Source organism: Paraburkholderia xenovorans LB400, assembly GCF_000013645.1.
In the GTDB taxonomy this organism is placed as follows: Bacteria; Pseudomonadota; Gammaproteobacteria; order Burkholderiales; family Burkholderiaceae; genus Paraburkholderia; species Paraburkholderia xenovorans.
Genome location: NC_007952.1, coordinates 2,306,032 through 2,323,228 on the forward strand (window position 1 = coordinate 2,306,032; position 17,197 = coordinate 2,323,228).

At 63.7% G+C, this 17,197-nt stretch carries 15 protein-coding genes; 10 read left to right on the top strand and 5 right to left on the bottom strand.

The annotated features are described in order from the left end of the window. The first annotated feature begins 93 nt into the window (after window positions 1–93). Complete coding sequence (locus BXE_RS32190) at window positions 94–2,067, top strand: putative bifunctional diguanylate cyclase/phosphodiesterase (protein WP_011492304.1); 1,974 nt, start codon at window positions 94–96, stop codon at window positions 2,065–2,067. Window positions 2,068–2,188: 121 nt separating this feature from the next. On the opposite strand, the gene BXE_RS32195 is transcribed toward BXE_RS32190, so the two are convergent. Then, the gene (locus BXE_RS32195) at window positions 2,189–2,917 is read right to left on the bottom strand and encodes a DUF899 domain-containing protein (RefSeq protein ID WP_011492305.1); all 729 of its coding nucleotides are present in this window, start codon (window positions 2,915–2,917) and stop codon (window positions 2,189–2,191) included. A 238-nt stretch (window positions 2,918–3,155) separates the two neighbouring features. Between BXE_RS32195 and BXE_RS32200 the strand changes: the two genes are divergently transcribed. Continuing rightward, the gene (locus BXE_RS32200) at window positions 3,156–4,094 is read left to right on the top strand and encodes a LysR substrate-binding domain-containing protein (protein WP_011492306.1); all 939 of its coding nucleotides are present in this window, start codon (window positions 3,156–3,158) and stop codon (window positions 4,092–4,094) included. 107 nt (window positions 4,095–4,201) lie between these two features. Next, window positions 4,202–5,452 carry an MFS transporter gene (locus tag BXE_RS32205; RefSeq protein WP_011492307.1) on the top strand — a complete coding sequence of 417 codons (1,251 nt, stop codon included), beginning with the start codon at window positions 4,202–4,204 and terminating at the stop codon, window positions 5,450–5,452. A gap of 80 nt (window positions 5,453–5,532) precedes the next feature. Here BXE_RS32205 and BXE_RS32210 read toward each other — a convergent pair whose 3' ends face one another. Further along, window positions 5,533–6,141, bottom strand: a complete 609-nt coding sequence (locus tag BXE_RS32210) for a peroxidase-related enzyme (protein WP_011492308.1) — start codon at window positions 6,139–6,141, stop codon at window positions 5,533–5,535. Between the two features lie 313 nt (window positions 6,142–6,454). Between BXE_RS32210 and BXE_RS32215 the strand changes: the two genes are divergently transcribed. The 3 genes from BXE_RS32215 (at window position 6,455) to BXE_RS32225 (ending at window position 9,311) form a co-directional block, all read left to right on the top strand. After that, window positions 6,455–7,474 carry a VTT domain-containing protein gene (locus BXE_RS32215; RefSeq protein ID WP_040124554.1) on the top strand — a complete coding sequence of 340 codons (1,020 nt, stop codon included), beginning with the start codon at window positions 6,455–6,457 and terminating at the stop codon, window positions 7,472–7,474. A gap of 110 nt (window positions 7,475–7,584) precedes the next feature. Continuing rightward, the gene (locus BXE_RS32220) at window positions 7,585–8,118 is read left to right on the top strand and encodes a MarR family winged helix-turn-helix transcriptional regulator (protein WP_011492310.1); all 534 of its coding nucleotides are present in this window, start codon (window positions 7,585–7,587) and stop codon (window positions 8,116–8,118) included. After that, a complete protein-coding gene (locus BXE_RS32225) occupies window positions 8,115–9,311 on the top strand; it encodes an MFS transporter (RefSeq protein WP_040124552.1) in 1,197 nt (398 codons plus the stop codon). The genes BXE_RS32220 and BXE_RS32225 overlap by 4 nt, the downstream gene beginning before the upstream one ends. 35 nt (window positions 9,312–9,346) lie before the next feature. Here the strand turns inward: BXE_RS32225 and speB are convergent, their stop codons facing one another. The 3 genes from speB to BXE_RS32240 all read right to left on the bottom strand — a co-directional run bounded on the left by speB (window position 9,347) and on the right by BXE_RS32240 (window position 12,605). Further along, complete coding sequence (speB, locus tag BXE_RS32230) at window positions 9,347–10,315, bottom strand: agmatinase (RefSeq protein WP_011492312.1); 969 nt, start codon at window positions 10,313–10,315, stop codon at window positions 9,347–9,349. 135 nt (window positions 10,316–10,450) lie between these two features. Continuing rightward, on the bottom strand, window positions 10,451–11,944 hold the full coding sequence (locus BXE_RS32235; protein ID WP_011492313.1) for an aldehyde dehydrogenase: 1,494 nt from the start codon (window positions 11,942–11,944) through the stop codon (window positions 10,451–10,453). 109 nt (window positions 11,945–12,053) lie between these two features. Further along, window positions 12,054–12,605: a cupin domain-containing protein gene (locus BXE_RS32240; RefSeq protein ID WP_007177774.1), complete on the bottom strand. Its 552-nt coding sequence runs from the start codon at window positions 12,603–12,605 to the stop codon at window positions 12,054–12,056. 431 nt (window positions 12,606–13,036) lie between these two features. On the opposite strand from BXE_RS32240, the gene BXE_RS48280 reads away from it, so the two are divergent. The 4 genes from BXE_RS48280 to BXE_RS32255 all read left to right on the top strand — a co-directional run bounded on the left by BXE_RS48280 (window position 13,037) and on the right by BXE_RS32255 (window position 17,197). After that, window positions 13,037–13,258 (top strand): hypothetical protein, encoded by a 222-nt coding sequence (locus BXE_RS48280; protein ID WP_171983793.1) that lies wholly within the window; start codon window positions 13,037–13,039, stop codon window positions 13,256–13,258. 304 nt (window positions 13,259–13,562) lie between these two features. Then, window positions 13,563–14,357: a gamma-glutamyl-gamma-aminobutyrate hydrolase family protein gene (locus tag BXE_RS32245; protein WP_011492315.1), complete on the top strand. Its 795-nt coding sequence runs from the start codon at window positions 13,563–13,565 to the stop codon at window positions 14,355–14,357. A gap of 32 nt (window positions 14,358–14,389) precedes the next feature. Continuing rightward, window positions 14,390–15,724: a glutamine synthetase family protein gene (locus BXE_RS32250; RefSeq protein ID WP_007177776.1), complete on the top strand. Its 1,335-nt coding sequence runs from the start codon at window positions 14,390–14,392 to the stop codon at window positions 15,722–15,724. Between the two features lie 27 nt (window positions 15,725–15,751). Next, window positions 15,752–17,197 (top strand): aspartate aminotransferase family protein, encoded by a 1,446-nt coding sequence (locus BXE_RS32255; protein WP_011492316.1) that lies wholly within the window; start codon window positions 15,752–15,754, stop codon window positions 17,195–17,197.

The window sequence follows — 17,197 nt, forward strand, 5'->3', positions numbered from 1 at the left end:
CCGAATCGACTTCTGCTTAAGGCCTCCTCAAGATCCCTCCCGTGCTGCCGATATATAGCTGCGTGTGCAGCGCGAACGCTTAAAGGGAAGGGAATGGTTCTGATAGCCAAATTGAGGGATGCACTGTCGGTCGCGGAACGCGACCCCGAACTCGTGCGTTCGCAGCTCGAAGCGTTTGGCCACCAGGTTCCCCTTCTCTATTTCATCCTGCTGGTCAACACGGCGGCCGTCGCGATCATGCATGTGAATTGCGCGCCGGCATGGCTGTCGATCTACTTTCCGGCCGCGCTGTGCGCCCTGTGCGTCGTCCGCTGCATACGATGGTGGCAATGCCGGCACCGCGTGCTGACCGACAACCAGGCCGTGCCCGAACTGCGCAAGCTGACCTGGCTTGCCGGCCTCTTCGCCATCGCATTCAGCAGCTGGTCGCTGTTGCTGTTCCCGTACGGCACCGCGTACGAACAGACGCAAGTCGCGTTTTACATGGCGACCACGGTTGTCGGCTGCGTGTTCTGCCTGATGCACCTGCGCGCGGCCGCCATGTTGCTGCTGTCGATCGTCATCCTAAGCTTTTCGACCTTCCTCGTTTTCACCGGCTATCCGGTTTTCATCGCAATGGCCGTCGACATGACTCTGGTCGGCGTCGCGCTCGCCTTCATCATTCAGCTGTATTGCCGGACTTTTGCCGACGTGGTGCACGCGCAGCGCGAGTTGCAGGCAAGCCAGCAGAAAACGCAGCGCCTGAGCGACGACAACTTCCGGCTCGCGAGCATCGACAGTCTGACCGACCTGCCCAACCGGCGCAGCTTCTTCGCCTCGTTGCGCGCGCTGTCCGAACAGGCACTCAGCAGCGGCAACGGCTTCAATGTGGGACTGATCGATCTCGATGGATTCAAACAGGTCAACGATATCTACGGCCACGCGAGCGGCGATCTCGTTCTTCAGGAAGTCGGCTCGCGCCTGCTGTCGCTTGCGGAGCCCGGCATTTTCTTCGCGCGGCTCGGCGGCGATGAATTCGGCGTGCTCGCACAGCACCAACTGGCGAACGAGACGCTCGTCGAATTGGGCGAGCGCATTTGCGGCGTACTCAGTCAGCCCTACCGGGTAGCGGGCAATATCGCCGAATTGTCGGGCACCATCGGCTGGGCCGCGTTCCCCGAGGCCGGCACGACGATGGCGCAGGTGTTCGAACGCGCCGACACGGCGTTGTATGTCGGCAAGGAAAGCCGGCGCGGCACGCCGGTCATCTTCTCGACCGAACATGAAACACGGATCCGCCGTTCGAGTCTCGTGACTCAGGAGCTTCGCCATGCGGACCTCGAGTCGGAACTGTTCCTGGAGTTTCAGCCGATCCACGACGTGCTCGCACAGCGCACCATCGGTCTGGAAGCGCTTGGCCGCTGGCACAACGCGCGGCTCGGCGCGGTCAGGCCGGAAGAGTTCATTCGGATTGCAGAGCGTACCGAACTGATTCTGCGCATCACGGAAGTGCTGCTGCACAAAGCGCTCGACGAAGTGGCGCGCTGGCCGCCGGAGCTTTATCTGTCGTTCAATCTGTCGGCGATCGATATCTGTACGTCGGCACGCGCCCGCCGCCTGATCGATATCGTCATGGCAAGCGGCGTGCCGCCGCATCGTGTGTCGTTCGAGATCACCGAGACGGCGGTGACGCGCGATTTCGAACAGGCGCGCTGTTCGCTCACCGTGATCAAGAAAGCGGGCTGCCGCGTGTCGCTCGACGATTTCGGCACCGGGTATTCAAGTCTTAGCTACGTGCATCGCCTGCCCTTCGATACGATCAAGATCGATCGCAGCTTCATGACGGACGTGGACTCCAACAGCGCTTCGAAAAAGATCGTCAAGTCGGTGCTCGACCTGTGCCGCAATCTGGGACTCGAATGCGTGGTGGAAGGACTCGAGACGGCATCGCAAGTCGAGGTCGTCAAGGCGCTCGGCGCCCGCGCGATGCAGGGCTATCTGTTCAGCCGGCCGATGCGGGCAAGCGCCGTCGCCGAGTATCTGCATACGACGCGCGGGCAGGACTACGCTGTGCAAACGCTGTCGTAGTCGATGCCGGGCGGCATCGCATCTGCACTCTATTGCCGACGCGGTGCGCGAAGCCGCCGGCCCATGCGTCCGGCACCGGCGAACAGCCGTATCGAAACCACCCAACAGCCTCGATAGCGGCCTAACCCGGCGCCGTATCGTATTCCAGCTTCGGATACCAATCCGTGCCGCGTCCGCCAGGGGTCATGTCGAGCACCGTCCAGATCGGCATCACGTCGGGCGCGCCGCGCGGATCCTGCCCCGGGTCCGCTGTCGACGGTCCCATCTCCTCGGCCCAGAAGTGCCGCACCGTGCCGCCCGAGCGCGTAAACACATTGAACGCGGGATGATCGTCGCCGGCCGGATCTTCCGCCGCGTAGTCGCGATTGAAGCTGTTGCCGCCCGACGAATACAGCCGCAAATGCCGCCAGCCGCGCTCTTTCCCGAACGCAACCAGTCTCTCGATCGGCGCACGGGCAATCACGGCGAACGCCACGCGCTGCAGGATGTCGGGCATTTCTCCGTCGTACGCGCTCAGCAGCGAGGTGCACATCGGACATGGCCGCACGCGCTGCGGGCCGAACATCCAATTGTAGGTGACGAGCGTGTCATGCGCGCCGAACATTTCGGATAGCGCTACCGGGCCGGCTTCGCCCATGAACCGATAATCCTCGGGCACGACGCCGCCGGCCGGCAACGCGCGGCGCTGCGCGGCAACGCGTTCGATATGGCGGCGCAATTCGATTTCCTCGACGAGCAGGTCGTTGCGCGCGCGACGATATTCGGCGCTCTCGCCGGGAAACCGGCTCGGTGAATCCGCGAGCAGCCGCGCCGGCTTCAGCGCCTGGGTGGATGCGTGTACGTCAGTCATTAGCCAGTCTCCTCTTGCGAAAAAAGGATAGCGAACGCGAGCGGTGCGCCGCGATAGCGGGCGCGTTCCCGTCCTCATATAGCCACGACGAACCGCGCGGCGGCAAATCGACAGCATCGGCGAAATTTTTCTGCGGGGCGCTCAAGCTCGCCGCCGTGAGGACGACCAGAAACGCCCGGCAAGGTATCCTTGAGCGCACCAGCACGCGCGCCCGGCGCGCCGTCCATGAGGATGCACCATGCCGCTTCGTCTGCCACCGCTGCCGGCGCTTCGCTTTTTCGAAGCGGCCGGCAGACACCAGAGTTTCAAACTTGCCGCCGCGGAACTGAACGTCACGCCGAGCGCCATCAGCCACGGCATTGTCGGACTGGAACAGGCGCTCGGCGTCGAACTGTTCGTGCGCGAGCCGCGCGGCATTTCGCTCACGGCAAGCGGCGCGGATTATTTATCGTACGTCTCCGAAGCGTTTTCGCTGATCGCCATCGGCACGCAGCGCCTGCCCAATCATCGCGCGGACCGCCCGATCGCGCTGAGTTGCGCGCCGACTTTCGCATCGCGCTGGCTGCTGCCGCGCCTCGCCGGTTTTCGCGCGCGCTGGCCGAATGTGAATGTGAGCGTCGACACCTCGCACCGTCAGGTCGGTTTTCCCGTCGACGGTTTCGACTTCGCGATCCGCCTGAGCCGTGCACCGGTGGCCGGTACCGCGTGGACGCGACTGTTCGGCGAGCGCTTCGTGCCCGTGTGCAGCCCCGCGTATCTGGAGACGCTGCGCGACGGGCACGGCAACGCGGACCTGCGCCGCGCGACGCTCATTCACGTCAACGCCGCCAGCGAAGACTGGCAGGCATGGCTGGATGCGACCGGCATTGAAGGCTTCGACACGACGGGCGGCTTGCGCGTCGACACGATCCAGCTCGCCTTCGAAGCCGCCGGCATGGGCCTCGGCGTCGCGCTCGGCAGAAGGCCGCTGGTGGACCCGGACCTCGACAGGGGCGCGCTTGTGGAGGCCGATCCGGCGACGATTGCCTCCACCACGGCCTACTGGCTGGTGAGCGCCGAAAACGGCGATCGCCGGCCGGAACTCGCCGACTTCAAGCGCTGGCTGGTGAGCGAGGCCGAGCACCTGGAGACACACGCCGACGCCTCTGGGCAAACGGTGCGCGCCGCCGTCAGTTGAAACGCAAGTCGGCCCGCACAGGTGAGTCACGCTCACCTGTCGTCGAAATCTTTTCTTTTGCCGCTTCTGATGCTCGCTGCGACCATGTGTCAAAGGAGATCAGAACCATGTCAACCGCTAACAGCAAACGCTTCGCCCCCGCGTTCAACCAGACGACGCTGGTGATCCTCGCCGGCGCGATCATTCTCAGCGCCGCGATGGGCATCCGGCAGACCTTCGGCCTGTTCATCGGCCCGTTTTCATTCGACCGCGGTCTGCCGGTCACGCTGATCGCGTTCGCGATCGCGCTGCACAATCTGGTGTGGGGTTTTGCCCAGCCGTTCGCGGGCGCCGCTGCGGATCGCTATGGTTCAGCGCCCGTGGTCGCGTTCGGCGCGACCACTTTCGCGGCCGGGCTCGGCCTCGCGGCAGTGGCGCCCAGCGGCGCCATGCTGATCGTCGGCATGGGACTGCTGGTGGGCATCGGCGTGAGTTGCACGACCTTCGGCGTGGTGCTGCCGGCAGTGGGCCGCATCGCCTCGCCGGAAAACCGCAGCATGGCGATGGGTCTGGTCAGCGCCGGCGGCTCCGCGGGCCAGGTACTGATGGTCCCGCTCGTGCAAGGCGTCCGGCTCAGCTCGGGCATCGCCACGTCGCTCTTCGTGCTGGCGTTCGTGATGCTGCTGATCGCCCCGCTCGGCATGGTGCTCGACCGGCGCGCGCGGGTCGGTACACCGCGTCAGGAAGCGCCGGTCGCGCCGCTTCGCCAGGTACTCGGCCAGGCGGCCCGGCATCGCGGCTACCTGCTGCTGACACTCGGCTTCTTCACTTGCGGTTTCCAGCTTGCGTTCATTGCCACGCATCTGCCGGAATATCTGTCGCTTTGCCATATGCCGATCGGACTCGGCGCCACCGCCCTCGCGCTGATCGGCCTGTTCAATATGGCGGGCAGCTGGGCCTGCGGCTGGCTCGGCGGCCGTTACCGGCAGCATCATGTGCTCGGCTGGCTTTATCTGATCCGCAGCGCGACGATCGGGGCCTTCTTCCTGCTGCCGAAAACCCCTGCTTCGGTCGTGATCTTCGCGGCGGTGATGGGTCTGACCTGGCTCGGCACCGTGCCGCTCACGAGCGGACTGGTCGCCAAAGTGTTCGGCACGCGCCACCTCGGCAGCCTGTTCGGGCTGTGCTTTCTGAGCCATCAGATCGGCTCCTTTCTCGGCGCGTGGCTGGGCGGCCTGGTGTTCGATCTCACCGGCTCGTATTCGCTGCTGTGGGAAGCGACCGTGGTGGCGGGGCTCGTTGCCGCGATGCTGCACTTCCCGATCGACGACACCACGGTGAGCACGCCCGCGCTTCGGGCCGAGCCGGCGGCGGCGTGAACGTGCGTACGGTGGCGGCGCACGCAGCCACCGTACACTCGCATCAGTCCGCAATGCGGCGAGAATGGAAGCGCCCGCCGCTATTTTCGCGGCGTATCCGCAGCAGCGGCTTTCGGCACACGCCCCATCAGATAGAACTCGTCGTTCGGACGCATGGAAATGACGTTGGCCATACGGTTCGACAAACCGAAAAACGCCGTGATCGCCGCGATGTCCCAGATGTCTTCGTCGGAAAAGCCGTGCTCGCGCAGCGTTTGAAAATCCGCGTCGCCGACGGTGCCCGACTCGCTGCAAACTTTCACCGCGAAATCGAGCATCGCCTTCTGGCGCGGCGTAATGTCCGCCTTGCGATGATTCACGGCAACCTGGTCGGCGACCAGCGGCGCTTTTTCGTAGATGCGCAGAATCGCGCCATGCGCGACCACGCAATACAGGCACTGGTTGATCGCACTGGTGGCGACCACGATCATCTCGCGCTCGCCTTTGCTGAGGCCGCCCTCCTTCAGCATCAGCGCGTCGTGATAGGCGAAGAACGCGCGGAACTCGTCCGGGCGGTGCGCCAGCGTCAAAAACACGTTCGGCACGAAACCGGCTTTCTCCTGCACTTCGAGAATGCGGGCGCGAATGTCGTCCGGCCATTGGCCCGGTTCAGGCACCGGGTAGCGGCTAATCGGCTGAAGCTTTGCCATGCGATGTCTCCGTCATATTTGAATGTGCACAACGGCAATTCTAGCAACGGACCGCGCGGCAGCGCTTCATGCCACTCGTTTTCCGCCCGTCGATCTGCATGAATCCGCTCGGCAGCCGGCCTCTTTCAGAGCGCCCTTTTGCCACCTGTGCTTAAATTCGCCTTTCACACTGTTCTTGTACTATTGCGCCCGTCCGCCGGCATGGCATCGCGCCCGCGGTCGTTCGGGAACGAAACATGCGCTGCCTGCTCCCAACGCGCCATCCGGGCGCGGACATTTCAAATCCCTTCATCGCATTCTGAGGAGCGCGGTTGTGTGGCATTTTCCGGTTGCTATTCCACCCTCGCTGGGCGTGTGGGCCGTGTTCATGAGCGTGCTCGTCACGCAGCTCGGCGTGCCGATTCCGGCCGCGCCGATGCTGATCCTCGGTGGAACCATGGCCGCTATGGGGCAAACCTCCTATGCGAGCGTCGTGTGCGCCGCGGTCGGCGCCACGCTGATTGCCGACTCGCTGTGGTTCTTCACCGGACGTGCGTACGGCCGCCGCCTGCTGAACTCGCTGGTGCGCTTCTCCCTTTCGCTCGACACCACCGTCCGCGTCGCGCGCAATACCTATGAACGGTACGGCGCGCCGATCCTCACCGTCGCCAAGTTCCTGCCCGGACTCGGGCTGATCTCCGCGCCGCTGCTCGGCACGACAGCCATCAGCGTGGGCGTGTTTCTGCTGTGGGATTTTATCGGTGCCGTGCTGTGGGCCGGCGTGTGGGTGATCGGCGGCGGCGCCCTGCACGACCAGATCGTGCAACTGTTGCTTCTCGTGCGCCAAAACGGCGGCACGATTTTCGACGCGTTCGCGGTGATCTTCGTGGCGGTTTTGCTGTACCGCTGGGTGCGCCGCTGGCAGTTTCGCCGGTGGCTCGCGCATACGCGCATTTCTCCGGAGCAACTCGACGAGCTGATGAGGTCGAACGAACCGCCGCTGATTTTCGACGCGCGGCCGCGCAGCGTGCGTGAGAAGGAATCGCACCGGATTGCCGGCGCGCGGCCGCTCGATCTCGATTCGCCCGAACCGATCGATCCCGAGTTGCTGAAGCGGCCGATCGTCGTCTACTGCGTATGTCCGAACGAGGCGACGGCCAAGCGGATCGTCAACCAGTTGCACCGCAAGAATATTCACCATATCCGCGCGCTCAAGGGTGGCCTCGACGCGTGGGAAAAACGCGGCTATCCGGTCGAGCCGCTGCCGCCGGACTTCCACACGGCGAAGGCCCACATGCTGGAGGACGAGGGCGAAGAAGGCGAATACACGGTGCGGGCGCGGCTGGCGAAGTAAGGCCTTCATCCTTCCAGCAGCGCTGCACGCGCTGCCGAAAAAGCGCTTGCGCTTCACACTCAATGTGTGCAACATGCATATATGCACGTTGCACACATTGAGGTGTCTCCATGACGCAGCGCACGGAAAATCTGCTGGGCGTGCTCGCCCTGCTGGTCACCGACGAAATGAACGCGCAGCCCACCGTGGATGCGCTCGCCGGCCCCACCGCCCGCGCCATGCTCAACGCGGTCGGCCAATACCCCGATTCGTCGATTGAAGTGCTGCGCGAGGCAGTCGATCTGTCGCATCCGGCCGCCGTGCGCGCTGTGGCAGGCCTGGTCGAAGCGGGCCTCGTCGAGAAAAAATCGGGCGCGGACAAACGTGCGGTGGCCCTTGCATTGACGGCCGCCGGCAAACGCGAGGCCAAACGTCTGCAAACGGCGCGCGACAGGATGCTGCAACGCATTGTCGGCCGGCTCGACGGCAGCGAGCGCGAGGTGCTGGAAAGCCTGCTGATCAAGATTCTGTGGAACGAGACCCGCGACCCGGCACACGCCATGCAACTGTGCCGCCTGTGCGACGACGGGCCGTGCCTGAAGGCCGGCTGCCCGGTCGAATGCCGCGAACAGGGGCTGCCCATGCCCGCGCGGAGCCGTTCGTGAAAGCCGCCGCGCCGGTGCGCTGGCGGGCAATCGCGGCGCTGACCGTGGTGTCGGCGCTGGCGCAGGTCGGCCAGTTCGGCATCGGCTTCATGGTGCTGCCGGTATGGCTCGCTCATCGCGGTCTGGATGCGCCACGCGCCGGCCTCTTCTCCGCCGCCCAATGGACCGGCATGCTGGCCGGCTTGCTGATCGCGCCGTGGCTGATGGCGCGCATCGGCGCGAAACGCACGGTGTCGCTGGGGCTGCTCGCCACGCTCGCGGCGTTCGCCACCATGAGCGCGCTGTCGTGGCCACTATGGCTCGTGCCCGGTCTGCTGACGGGCCTGGGTATCGGCCTGCGCTGGATCGCCAACGAAACCTGGCTCTACAGTCTGGTGCCCGCTGAATCGGGCGGGCGCGTGGTGGGCGTGCACGAAGCGCTGATCGCCACGGCGGGCGTGATCGGCCCGGCGCTGGCGGTGTGGTGCGACGTCGACGGACACATCACGTTCGCGGCCGGCGCGGCCTTCACGTTCGCCGCCGCACTGCCGCTGTGGTTGACCGCAGCGGATGGCGAGCGGCCGGCCTTGGCGGAACCACCGCCCGCGCGAAGAAAAGCCGCCGCACAGCGCTTGCCGGTCGCTCCGCTGGTAAGCCTCGGCATGGTGGTCGTCGCGGCCGGCGGTCTCGGCGACGGCGCGCTATACGGCCTCTTTCCGCTATTCGCTGACGCGCACGGCCTCGACGCCACGCAAACCGCCACGCTGCTGACGCTGTTCGGCGTGGGCGGCATGGCGCTGCAATTTCCGGTCGGCTGGCTGGCCGACCGCTCGGGGCTCGCCGCCGCGGTGATCGTCTGCGCCGCGCTCAGCACGCTCGCCATCTGCGGTTTCGCGCTGGCCGTGCCCGCTTCATGGCTCGCGGCCGCGAGCGCGCTATGGCTTGGCGGCATGAACAGTTCGTTCATCACGCTCGGCATGTACGCGGCGGCTTGCAGCGACAAGGCCGCGCTCACGCGCAACATGCGCCTCGTGTCGCTCACCTTCACGGCGAGTTCGATCGTGGGACCGCTTGTCGCGGGCTTCGCGATGAAAGCGCGCGGCAGCGACATGCTGATGTGGCAACTCGCCCTCATGAGCGGCGCGCTGCTGGTCTATACGCTCGGATTGCGCGAAGGCCGGCGTCAGCCCGAACGTTCGTCGTCGTTGGGCTGAGCCGGTCGGTTTGAACGGAGATGGGCGTCGAGCGCTTAAGCGCCGCGTTGCGCAACCTTGCGTTGACGCCACAGGCACAACAGATCGCACGCGATATGCGCAGCGGCAATCGCCGTGATCTCGCTCTGGTCATAAGCGGGTGCGACTTCCACGACGTCCGCGCCCACCAGATTCAAGGCACCGAGCGCGCGCACGATCGCCAGTCCCTGCGCCGACGACAAGCCACCCGCCACCGGCGTGCCCGTGCCCGGCGCGAACGCCGGATCGAGACAGTCGATATCGAACGTCAAATAGGCGGGACGTTCCCCCACGATCGACGCAATCCGCTCCACCGTCGCTCGCGTGCCATGCTCGTGCACCCAGGCGGCGTCGAGAATATTGATGCCCATGAAATCGTCATTCCACGTGCGAATGCCGATCTGCACCGAGGTCTCCGGATCGATCAGGCCGTCCTTCACCGCCTTGTAGAACATCGAACCGTGATTCAGGCTGTCGGGACTGTCGTCGGCCCAGGTATCGCAATGGGCGTCGAAATGAATCAGCGAGACCGGTCTGCCGTACTTCTCCGCATGCGCGATCAACAGCGGATAGGTCATGTAGTGATCGCCGCCGAGTGTCAGCATCTTTGCGCCCGAGCGCAGAATCGTGCGCGCATGCTCGACGATGGACGCCTTGATCGTGAGCGGATTGTGCGCGTCGAACCAGCAGTCGCCATAATCGGTCACGGCGAGGTCGTCGAACGGATTGAAACCCCACGGATACGGATGCAGTTCCGACAGCTGCACGCTGGCCGCACGCACCGCCGCGGGTCCGAGGCGCGCTCCGGAGCGAAACGTGGTGGCCAGATCGAGCGGCACGCCCGAGACCACGACGTCGACGCCGTCGAGTTCACGCGTGTACTTGCGGCGCATGAACGACAGCACGCCCGCGTAGGTGTTTTCGATCGACGAGCCATAGAGTGACGCGCGGCGGATCGCGCCGTCGCCATAGACGAGTTCAGTCATGGGTGACCTGATACCTATAGACAGTCCGGCGGCGCGTGCAAAGCTTCAGGAAGACACGCGCAACGCCGGCATCGGATTCATTGGGAACGCGGCGGCGCGCCTCACGCACGCCGCCGCGCCGGCTACGCGAATCCTTTAGCGCAGCCGCACGAGCGTGGACTTCAGCTCGGTGTATTTTTCCAGCGCGTGCAGCGACTTGTCGCGGCCATTGCCCGATTGCTTGTAGCCGCCGAACGGGAAATTCATGTCGCCGCCCTCGTCGTAGCAATTGACCCATACCGTGCCCGCGCGGAGCTTGCGCGACACTTCGTGCGCGATGGTCAGGTTCGAGGTCCAGACCGCGGCGGCGAGACCGTACTCGCTGTCGTTAGCGATCCTGATCGCCTCTTCCACCGTGTCGAACGTGATCACCGACAACACCGGCCCGAAGATTTCCTCGCGCGCGACCTTTGCACCTGAAGCCGGAATCTCGAAGATGGTCGGCTCGATATAGAAGCCACCCGTTTCCTCTTTCACGCGTGCGCCGCCCAGCAACAGCTTTGCCTCGGCGCGGCCGGCTTCGATATAGCCGAGCACGCGTTCGAGCTGAACCTTGTCGACGATCGCGCCCATCGACGTGTTCGGATCGAGCGGATTGCCCGGCGTATAGCTGCGTGCCGCGGCGATCAGCTTGTCGAGGAACACGTCTTTGATGTCGCGATGCACGAGCAGACGCGAACCCGCCGTGCACATCTCGCCCATGTTGTAGAAGATCGCGCCGGCCGCCGCGTTCGCCGCGCGGTCCATATCAGGGCAATCCGGCATCACGATGTTCGGCGACTTGCCGCCGAGTTCGAGCCATACGCGTTTCAGATTCGACTGGCCGGCGTACTGCATGATCAGCTTGCCGACGTTGGTCGAGCCCGTGAAAGCGAGGCAGTCCACGTCCTGATGCAATGCCAGCAGCTTGCCCGGCTCGCCCGCGCCCGGCACGACGTTGAATACGCCGGCGGGAATGCCTGCGTCGAGTGCGAGTTGCGCGAGACGGATCGCGGTGAGCGGCGACTTCTCCGAAGGTTTGAGCACCACGCTATTGCCAGCGGCCAGGGCCGGGCCGAATTTCCACGACGCCATCAGGATCGGGAAATTCCACGGCACGACCGCAGCCACCACGCCGATCGGCTCGCGCGTGACGAGTCCGACCAGATGATGATCGGCCGGCGCGACTTCGCCGCCCACCTTGTCGATCGCTTCGGCAAACCACTCGACGCAATACGCCGCGCCCGGCACGTCCACGCTGGTGGTGTCGGCGATCGGCTTGCCCGCGTCGAGGGTTTCGAGCAGCGCGAGCTCGTCCATATGCTCGCGGATCGACGCGGCCCAACGCAGCAGAATGGCTTTGCGCTGGCGCGGATTGAGGCCCGACCACACGCCGGAGTCGAATGCACGGCGCGCCGCCGACACCGCAGCGTCGACGTCGGCCGCGCCGCTGTCGGCCACTTTGGCGAGCAGCTTGCCGTCGATCGGACTCAGGCAGTCGAACGTGCGGCCGCCTTCCGCGTCACGGTATTCACCGTCGATAAACGCGCGGCCTTCAATAGAAAGCGTAGCGGCTTTGTCTTGCCAGAAGGCGAGAGATTTCTTGTCCATCAGGATGCCTCAATGTGTTGTGCGCTCGACGCAAATCTGCATCGACTTCATGCGGCGCTGAACTGCGGCACTGAATTGAGTTGAGTCGAGGCGCGTTGGCGCGGAGTCCTCAGAAAGTGGGCGGCGAATTGGCCGACACGATCTCGCAGAGATGCTCCGCGCTGGGATTGCGAAAACGGTGCGGAAGACGGCTTTCGAAGTAGTAGCTGTCACCGGGGTCGAGCAGCCACGTGGTGCCGTCCACCGTCAGTTCGATCTGACCGCTCACCACCACCCCGCCCTCGTGCCCTTCGTGCTCCAGCATTTCCGGTCCCGTGTCCGACAACGGTTGATAGACTTCGCGCAAAATCCCCATGTTGCGGTCTTTCACGCTCGAACCCGCCAGATAGAACTCAATCGATTCATTGCCGAGGTTCGGCATATCGGCCCGGCGCGACACGACCGAGCGCTCCACCTCTACTTCGAAGGTGAAGAATTCGGCGAGACTCATGGGTATGCATTCGAGCAGTTTCTTCAGCGAGCCAACCGAGGGGCTCACGCGATTCTGCTCGATCAACGAGATCGTGCCGTTCGTCACTCCCGCCCGTTTCGCCAGTTCACGCTGGGACAAGCCATGCTTCTTGCGGATGTATTGCAGACGGGTCGCTACTTCGATGGACATTGCTAGGTTCTCTGACATGGAAGACGATCGGGCCGCTGAAGGACCACGTGACTCAGGCAACGAGGTGCCCGCGAGTGTTGAATATTCTAATCACTTTAATCGTTGCGCCGCTGGGGAAAACCCTGAAAGGTTTCCGAAATATGAACAACGCAACGAACGTTCCCACCGGGCGGGATTCTAGCCGCACCCTCGGGAAAGCCCTGATAAATCTTTTATCAAAAAGGATTTGACGGCTTTATTGGCTCGTATATGCTGATTCACAGGCGGTCGTCATGCCGACTCCGGGAAGCACCAGCGTGTGTTTTGCGGCGCAGCGAATTCAGTTCGCATCGGTTCAAGGCGATCATCCCAGCGTCCTGTTTCTTTAAACGCCCCGTGCGGATTTCGAGCAGGCCGTTCAATACTTTCAACGTCGCTAGTCGAGTGTAATCGTGAGAGTCCGAGGCCCTTTGGTGAGATGGAATCGTAGTCAGGCGAGTTGTCCTCGCGCTGACGGCGCCATCGCCGACGGCAGCAACGGCAGCCTTGCGTTCCGCCGCTTTCTGTCCGTCTTCACGATCCTGTCCCGCCGTTCAGTTCGACGTCACAACTCTATCTCCGCGCGCGCCTTCATTGCCGTGCGCACGGACGAAGTCGCCTCGCTGCTGCCGTAGCGCCTCTCCCCTTTTCGCCGTTCGATTCATCCGTTTGCGTGAGCGCGCTCTTTCGAGCCGTGCGTTCCTGCAGGTGCGGTGCCGTCTGCCGCCTGTGCATTTCACGCCCATCGGATCAGTTGCGCACCGCAGCGGATCGAATCGAACAGCCCATCCGATAACCACGCGCGGCGCGTTTCTGTCGACGACGACCGCCTGCACCACCCGGTGGCTTTGCGCTTCGCGCACGGCTGCGGAATCGTGCCGCGCTGTGTTTAACGTTGTTCATGCCGCGTCCCGCGGGGAACACACACGTCTATTCGTTATGCGAAACAAACCTCTCGTCGGCATCAGCGCCGACAGAACGATGATGGGAGTCCACCCGTCGCACGTGGTTGGCGAGAAGTACATCGCCGCGATCGTGGACGGCTCGCAGGCGCTCGCCATGCTGCTGCCGGCGCTCGGCGAGCGTCAGTCCGCGGCGGACGTGCTGGCGACAGTCGACGGCCTGCTGTTTACCGGCAGCTATTCGAACGTCGAGCCGCACCGCTACGGCGGCCAGCCCAGCACGCCGGGCACGCTGCACGACGCCGCACGCGATGCGACCACGCTGCCGCTCATGCGTGCGGCGATCGAAGCCGGTGTGCCGGTGCTGGCCGTATGCCGGGGCTTCCAGGAAATGAACGTGGTTTTTGGCGGGACGCTGCATCAAAGCGTTCACGCGGTGGACGGTCTGAACGACCATCGCGAGAACAAGGAAGACGACCTCGACGTGCAATACGCACCGTCGCATTCGATCACGCTGACGCAGGGCGGCTTGTTGCAGCGCCTCGCGGGCGGCACGAATGAAGCGCGTGTGAATTCTTTGCACGGTCAGGGCGTCGAGCGGCTGGGCGTGGGCCTCACGGCCGAAGCCACCGCGCCGGACGGCCTGATTGAAGCGGTAAGCGTGAAAGATGCGCGTGCCTTCGCGCTGGGTGTGCAGTGGCACCCGGAGTGGAAGCATGCCAGCGACGCGCTGTCCACCGCGATCTTTCGCGCGTTCGGCGACGCCTGCCGCGATCGAATGCGCACCAAGGCCGGCTATGGCGCGGCATCCGCCGCTGCCACGCATGCCTGAGCCGGTCGCGCACCAAAACTGAGAGAACAAACATGCATGACATCGACGATTTTCTGAAGAAGAACCGTGTCACCGAAATCGAAGCGATCATTCCGGATATGGCCGGAATCGCGCGCGGCAAGATCATTCCGCGCAGCAAATTCGAATCCGGCGAGTCCATGCGCTTGCCGCAGGCGGTGATGATCCAGACCGTCACAGGGGACTATCCGGAAGACGGCACGCTCACCGGCGTCACCGATCCGGACATGGTCTGCGTGCCCGACCCCAGCACGATCCGCATGATTCCGTGGGCCGTCGATCCGACCGCCCAGGTGATCCACGATTGCGTTCACTTCGACGGCACGCCGGTCGCGATCTCGCCGCGCCGCGTCCTGCGCCGCGTGCTCGAACTCTATAAGGCCAAGGGCTGGAAGCCGGTCATCGCGCCCGAACTCGAGTTCTATCTGGTGGACATGAACAAGGACCCGGACCTGCCGCTGCAACCGCCTATCGGCCGTACCGGGCGTCCGGAAACCGGCCGTCAGGCGTATTCGATCGAAGCGGTCAACGAATTCGATCCGCTCTTCGAAGACATCTACGAGTACTGCGAGGTGCAGGAACTGGAAGTCGACACGCTGATTCACGAAGTCGGCGCCGCGCAGATGGAAATCAACTTCATGCACGGCGATCCGCTCAAGCTCGCCGACAGCGTGTTCCTGTTCAAGCGCACGGTGCGTGAAGCCGCGTTGCGCCACAAGATGTACGCCACTTTCATGGCCAAGCCGATGGAAGGCGAACCGGGCTCGGCGATGCACATGCATCAAAGTCTGGTCGACGAAGAAACCGGCCACAACCTCTTCACCGGCGCGGACGGCAAGCCGACCACGTTGTTCACGAGCTATATCGCCGGTTTGCAGAAGTACACGCCCGCGCTGATGCCGATTTTCGCGCCGTATATCAACTCGTATCGCCGCCTGTCGCGCTTCATGGCCGCGCCGATCAACGTGGCCTGGGGTTACGACAACCGCACAGTGGGTTTCCGGATTCCGCATTCGGGCCCGGCCGCGCGCCGCATCGAAAACCGCATTCCGGGCGTGGACTGCAACCCGTACCTCGCCATTGCAGCGACGCTCGCCGCCGGCTATCTCGGCATGACGCAGAACCTCGAAGCCACCGAGCCGCTGCTCAGCGACGGTTACGAATTGCCGTACCAGTTGCCGCGCAATCTCGAAGAGGGCCTGACGTTGATGGGCGCCTGTGAACCTATCGCCGAAGTACTCGGCGAAAAATTCGTCAAGGCGTACCTCGCCCTGAAGGAAACCGAATACGAAGCGTTCTTCCGCGTGATCAGTTCGTGGGAACGCAGGCATTTGCTGCTGCACGTGTAAGGCAAACGCAAAAAATCTGGAGGAAGTATGAGCTACAGAACCGAAGAAGTCGCTTACGTTCAACCGGCGCAACCGGCCGCAAGCGCCCAGGCTGCGCAAGCCACGCAACAACGCAGCACCGCCGAATATCGCGCGCTGGACGCCGCGCACCACATCCACCCGTTTTCGGATATGGGCGCGCTCAATCGCACCGGCAGCCGCGTGATCGTCAAGGCACAAGGCGTGTACCTGTGGGACTCGGACGGCAACAAGGTGATCGACGGCATGGCCGGCCTGTGGTGCGTGAACGTCGGGTATGGCCGCAAGGAACTGGCCGACGCCGCGTACAGGCAGATGATGGAGCTGCCCTACTACAACACCTTCTTCAAGACCACGCACCCGCCGGTGATCGAACTGTCGGCCTTGCTCGCGGAGCTCGCGCCCGAACCGTTCAATCACTTCTTCTACTGCAACAGCGGTTCGGAAGGCAACGACACGGTGCTGCGTATCGTCCACCATTACTGGGCAACGCAGGGCAAGCACGCGAAGAAATTCGTCATCTCGCGCAAGAACGGCTATCACGGTTCGACGATCGCGGGCGGCACGCTCGGCGGCATGGGCTACATGCATGAACAGATGCCCTCGAAAGTCGAGAACATCGTCCATATCGACCAGCCGTATTTCTTCGGCGAGGCACAAGGCAACCTGACGCCGGAAGAGTTCGCACTGGCGCGCGCGCAGCAGCTGGAAGCGAAGATTCTCGAAATCGGCGCGGACAATGTCGCCGCATTCATTGGTGAGCCTTTCCAGGGAGCGGGCGGCGTGATCTTCCCCGCTTCGACGTATTGGCCGGAAATCCAGCGCATTTGCCGCAAGTACGACATTCTGCTCGTCGCGGACGAAGTGATCGGCGGTTTCGGCCGCACCGGTGAATGGTTCGCACACCAGTACTTCGGATTCGAACCGGATCTGATCACGCTGGCCAAGGGCCTGACGAGCGGTTACATACCGATGGGCGCGGTCGGCCTGCATGACCGCGTCGCCAAAGCGATCATCGAAAACGGCGACTTCAACCACGGGCTCACGTATTCGGGGCATCCGGTCGCCGCCGCCGTTGCGGTCGCGAACCTCAAGCTGCTGCGCGACGAAAAGATCGTCGAGCGCGTCAAGACCGATACGGGTCCGTACTTCCAGAAGAAGCTGCGCGACACGCTCGGCAATCACCCGATCATCGGCGAGATCTCCGGCGCGGGTCTGGTGGCCGGCCTGCAACTCGCGCAAGACCCGAAAACACGCAAGCGTTTCGCCAATGGCGGTGATGTCGGCACGATCTGCCGCGACTTCTGCTTCAACGGCAATCTCATCATGCGCGCCACCGGCGACCGGATGCTGCTGTCGCCGCCGCTGGTCATCAACAAGCTGGAAATCGACGAAATCGTTTCGAAGGCCAAAAAAGCCATCGACGCGACGGCACAACAACTCGGTATTTCGTAA

Excerpts from the sequence above, each read along its gene's own strand:
- BXE_RS32190 (WP_011492304.1), top strand. The coding sequence starts at position 94 with ATGGTTCTGATAGCCAAATTGAGGGATGCACTGTCGGTCGCGGAACGC.
- BXE_RS32195 (WP_011492305.1), bottom strand. The coding sequence starts at position 2,917 with ATGACTGACGTACACGCATCCACCCAGGCGCTGAAGCCGGCGCGGCTG.
- BXE_RS32200 (WP_011492306.1), top strand. The coding sequence starts at position 3,156 with ATGCCGCTTCGTCTGCCACCGCTGCCGGCGCTTCGCTTTTTCGAAGCG.
- BXE_RS32205 (WP_011492307.1), top strand. The coding sequence starts at position 4,202 with ATGTCAACCGCTAACAGCAAACGCTTCGCCCCCGCGTTCAACCAGACG.
- BXE_RS32210 (WP_011492308.1), bottom strand. The coding sequence starts at position 6,141 with ATGGCAAAGCTTCAGCCGATTAGCCGCTACCCGGTGCCTGAACCGGGC.
- BXE_RS32220 (WP_011492310.1), top strand. The coding sequence starts at position 7,585 with ATGACGCAGCGCACGGAAAATCTGCTGGGCGTGCTCGCCCTGCTGGTC.
- speB (WP_011492312.1), bottom strand. The coding sequence starts at position 10,315 with ATGACTGAACTCGTCTATGGCGACGGCGCGATCCGCCGCGCGTCACTC.
- BXE_RS32235 (WP_011492313.1), bottom strand. The coding sequence starts at position 11,944 with ATGGACAAGAAATCTCTCGCCTTCTGGCAAGACAAAGCCGCTACGCTT.
- BXE_RS32240 (WP_007177774.1), bottom strand. The coding sequence starts at position 12,605 with ATGTCCATCGAAGTAGCGACCCGTCTGCAATACATCCGCAAGAAGCAT.
- BXE_RS32245 (WP_011492315.1), top strand. The coding sequence starts at position 13,563 with ATGCGAAACAAACCTCTCGTCGGCATCAGCGCCGACAGAACGATGATG.
- BXE_RS32250 (WP_007177776.1), top strand. The coding sequence starts at position 14,390 with ATGCATGACATCGACGATTTTCTGAAGAAGAACCGTGTCACCGAAATC.
- BXE_RS32255 (WP_011492316.1), top strand. The coding sequence starts at position 15,752 with ATGAGCTACAGAACCGAAGAAGTCGCTTACGTTCAACCGGCGCAACCG.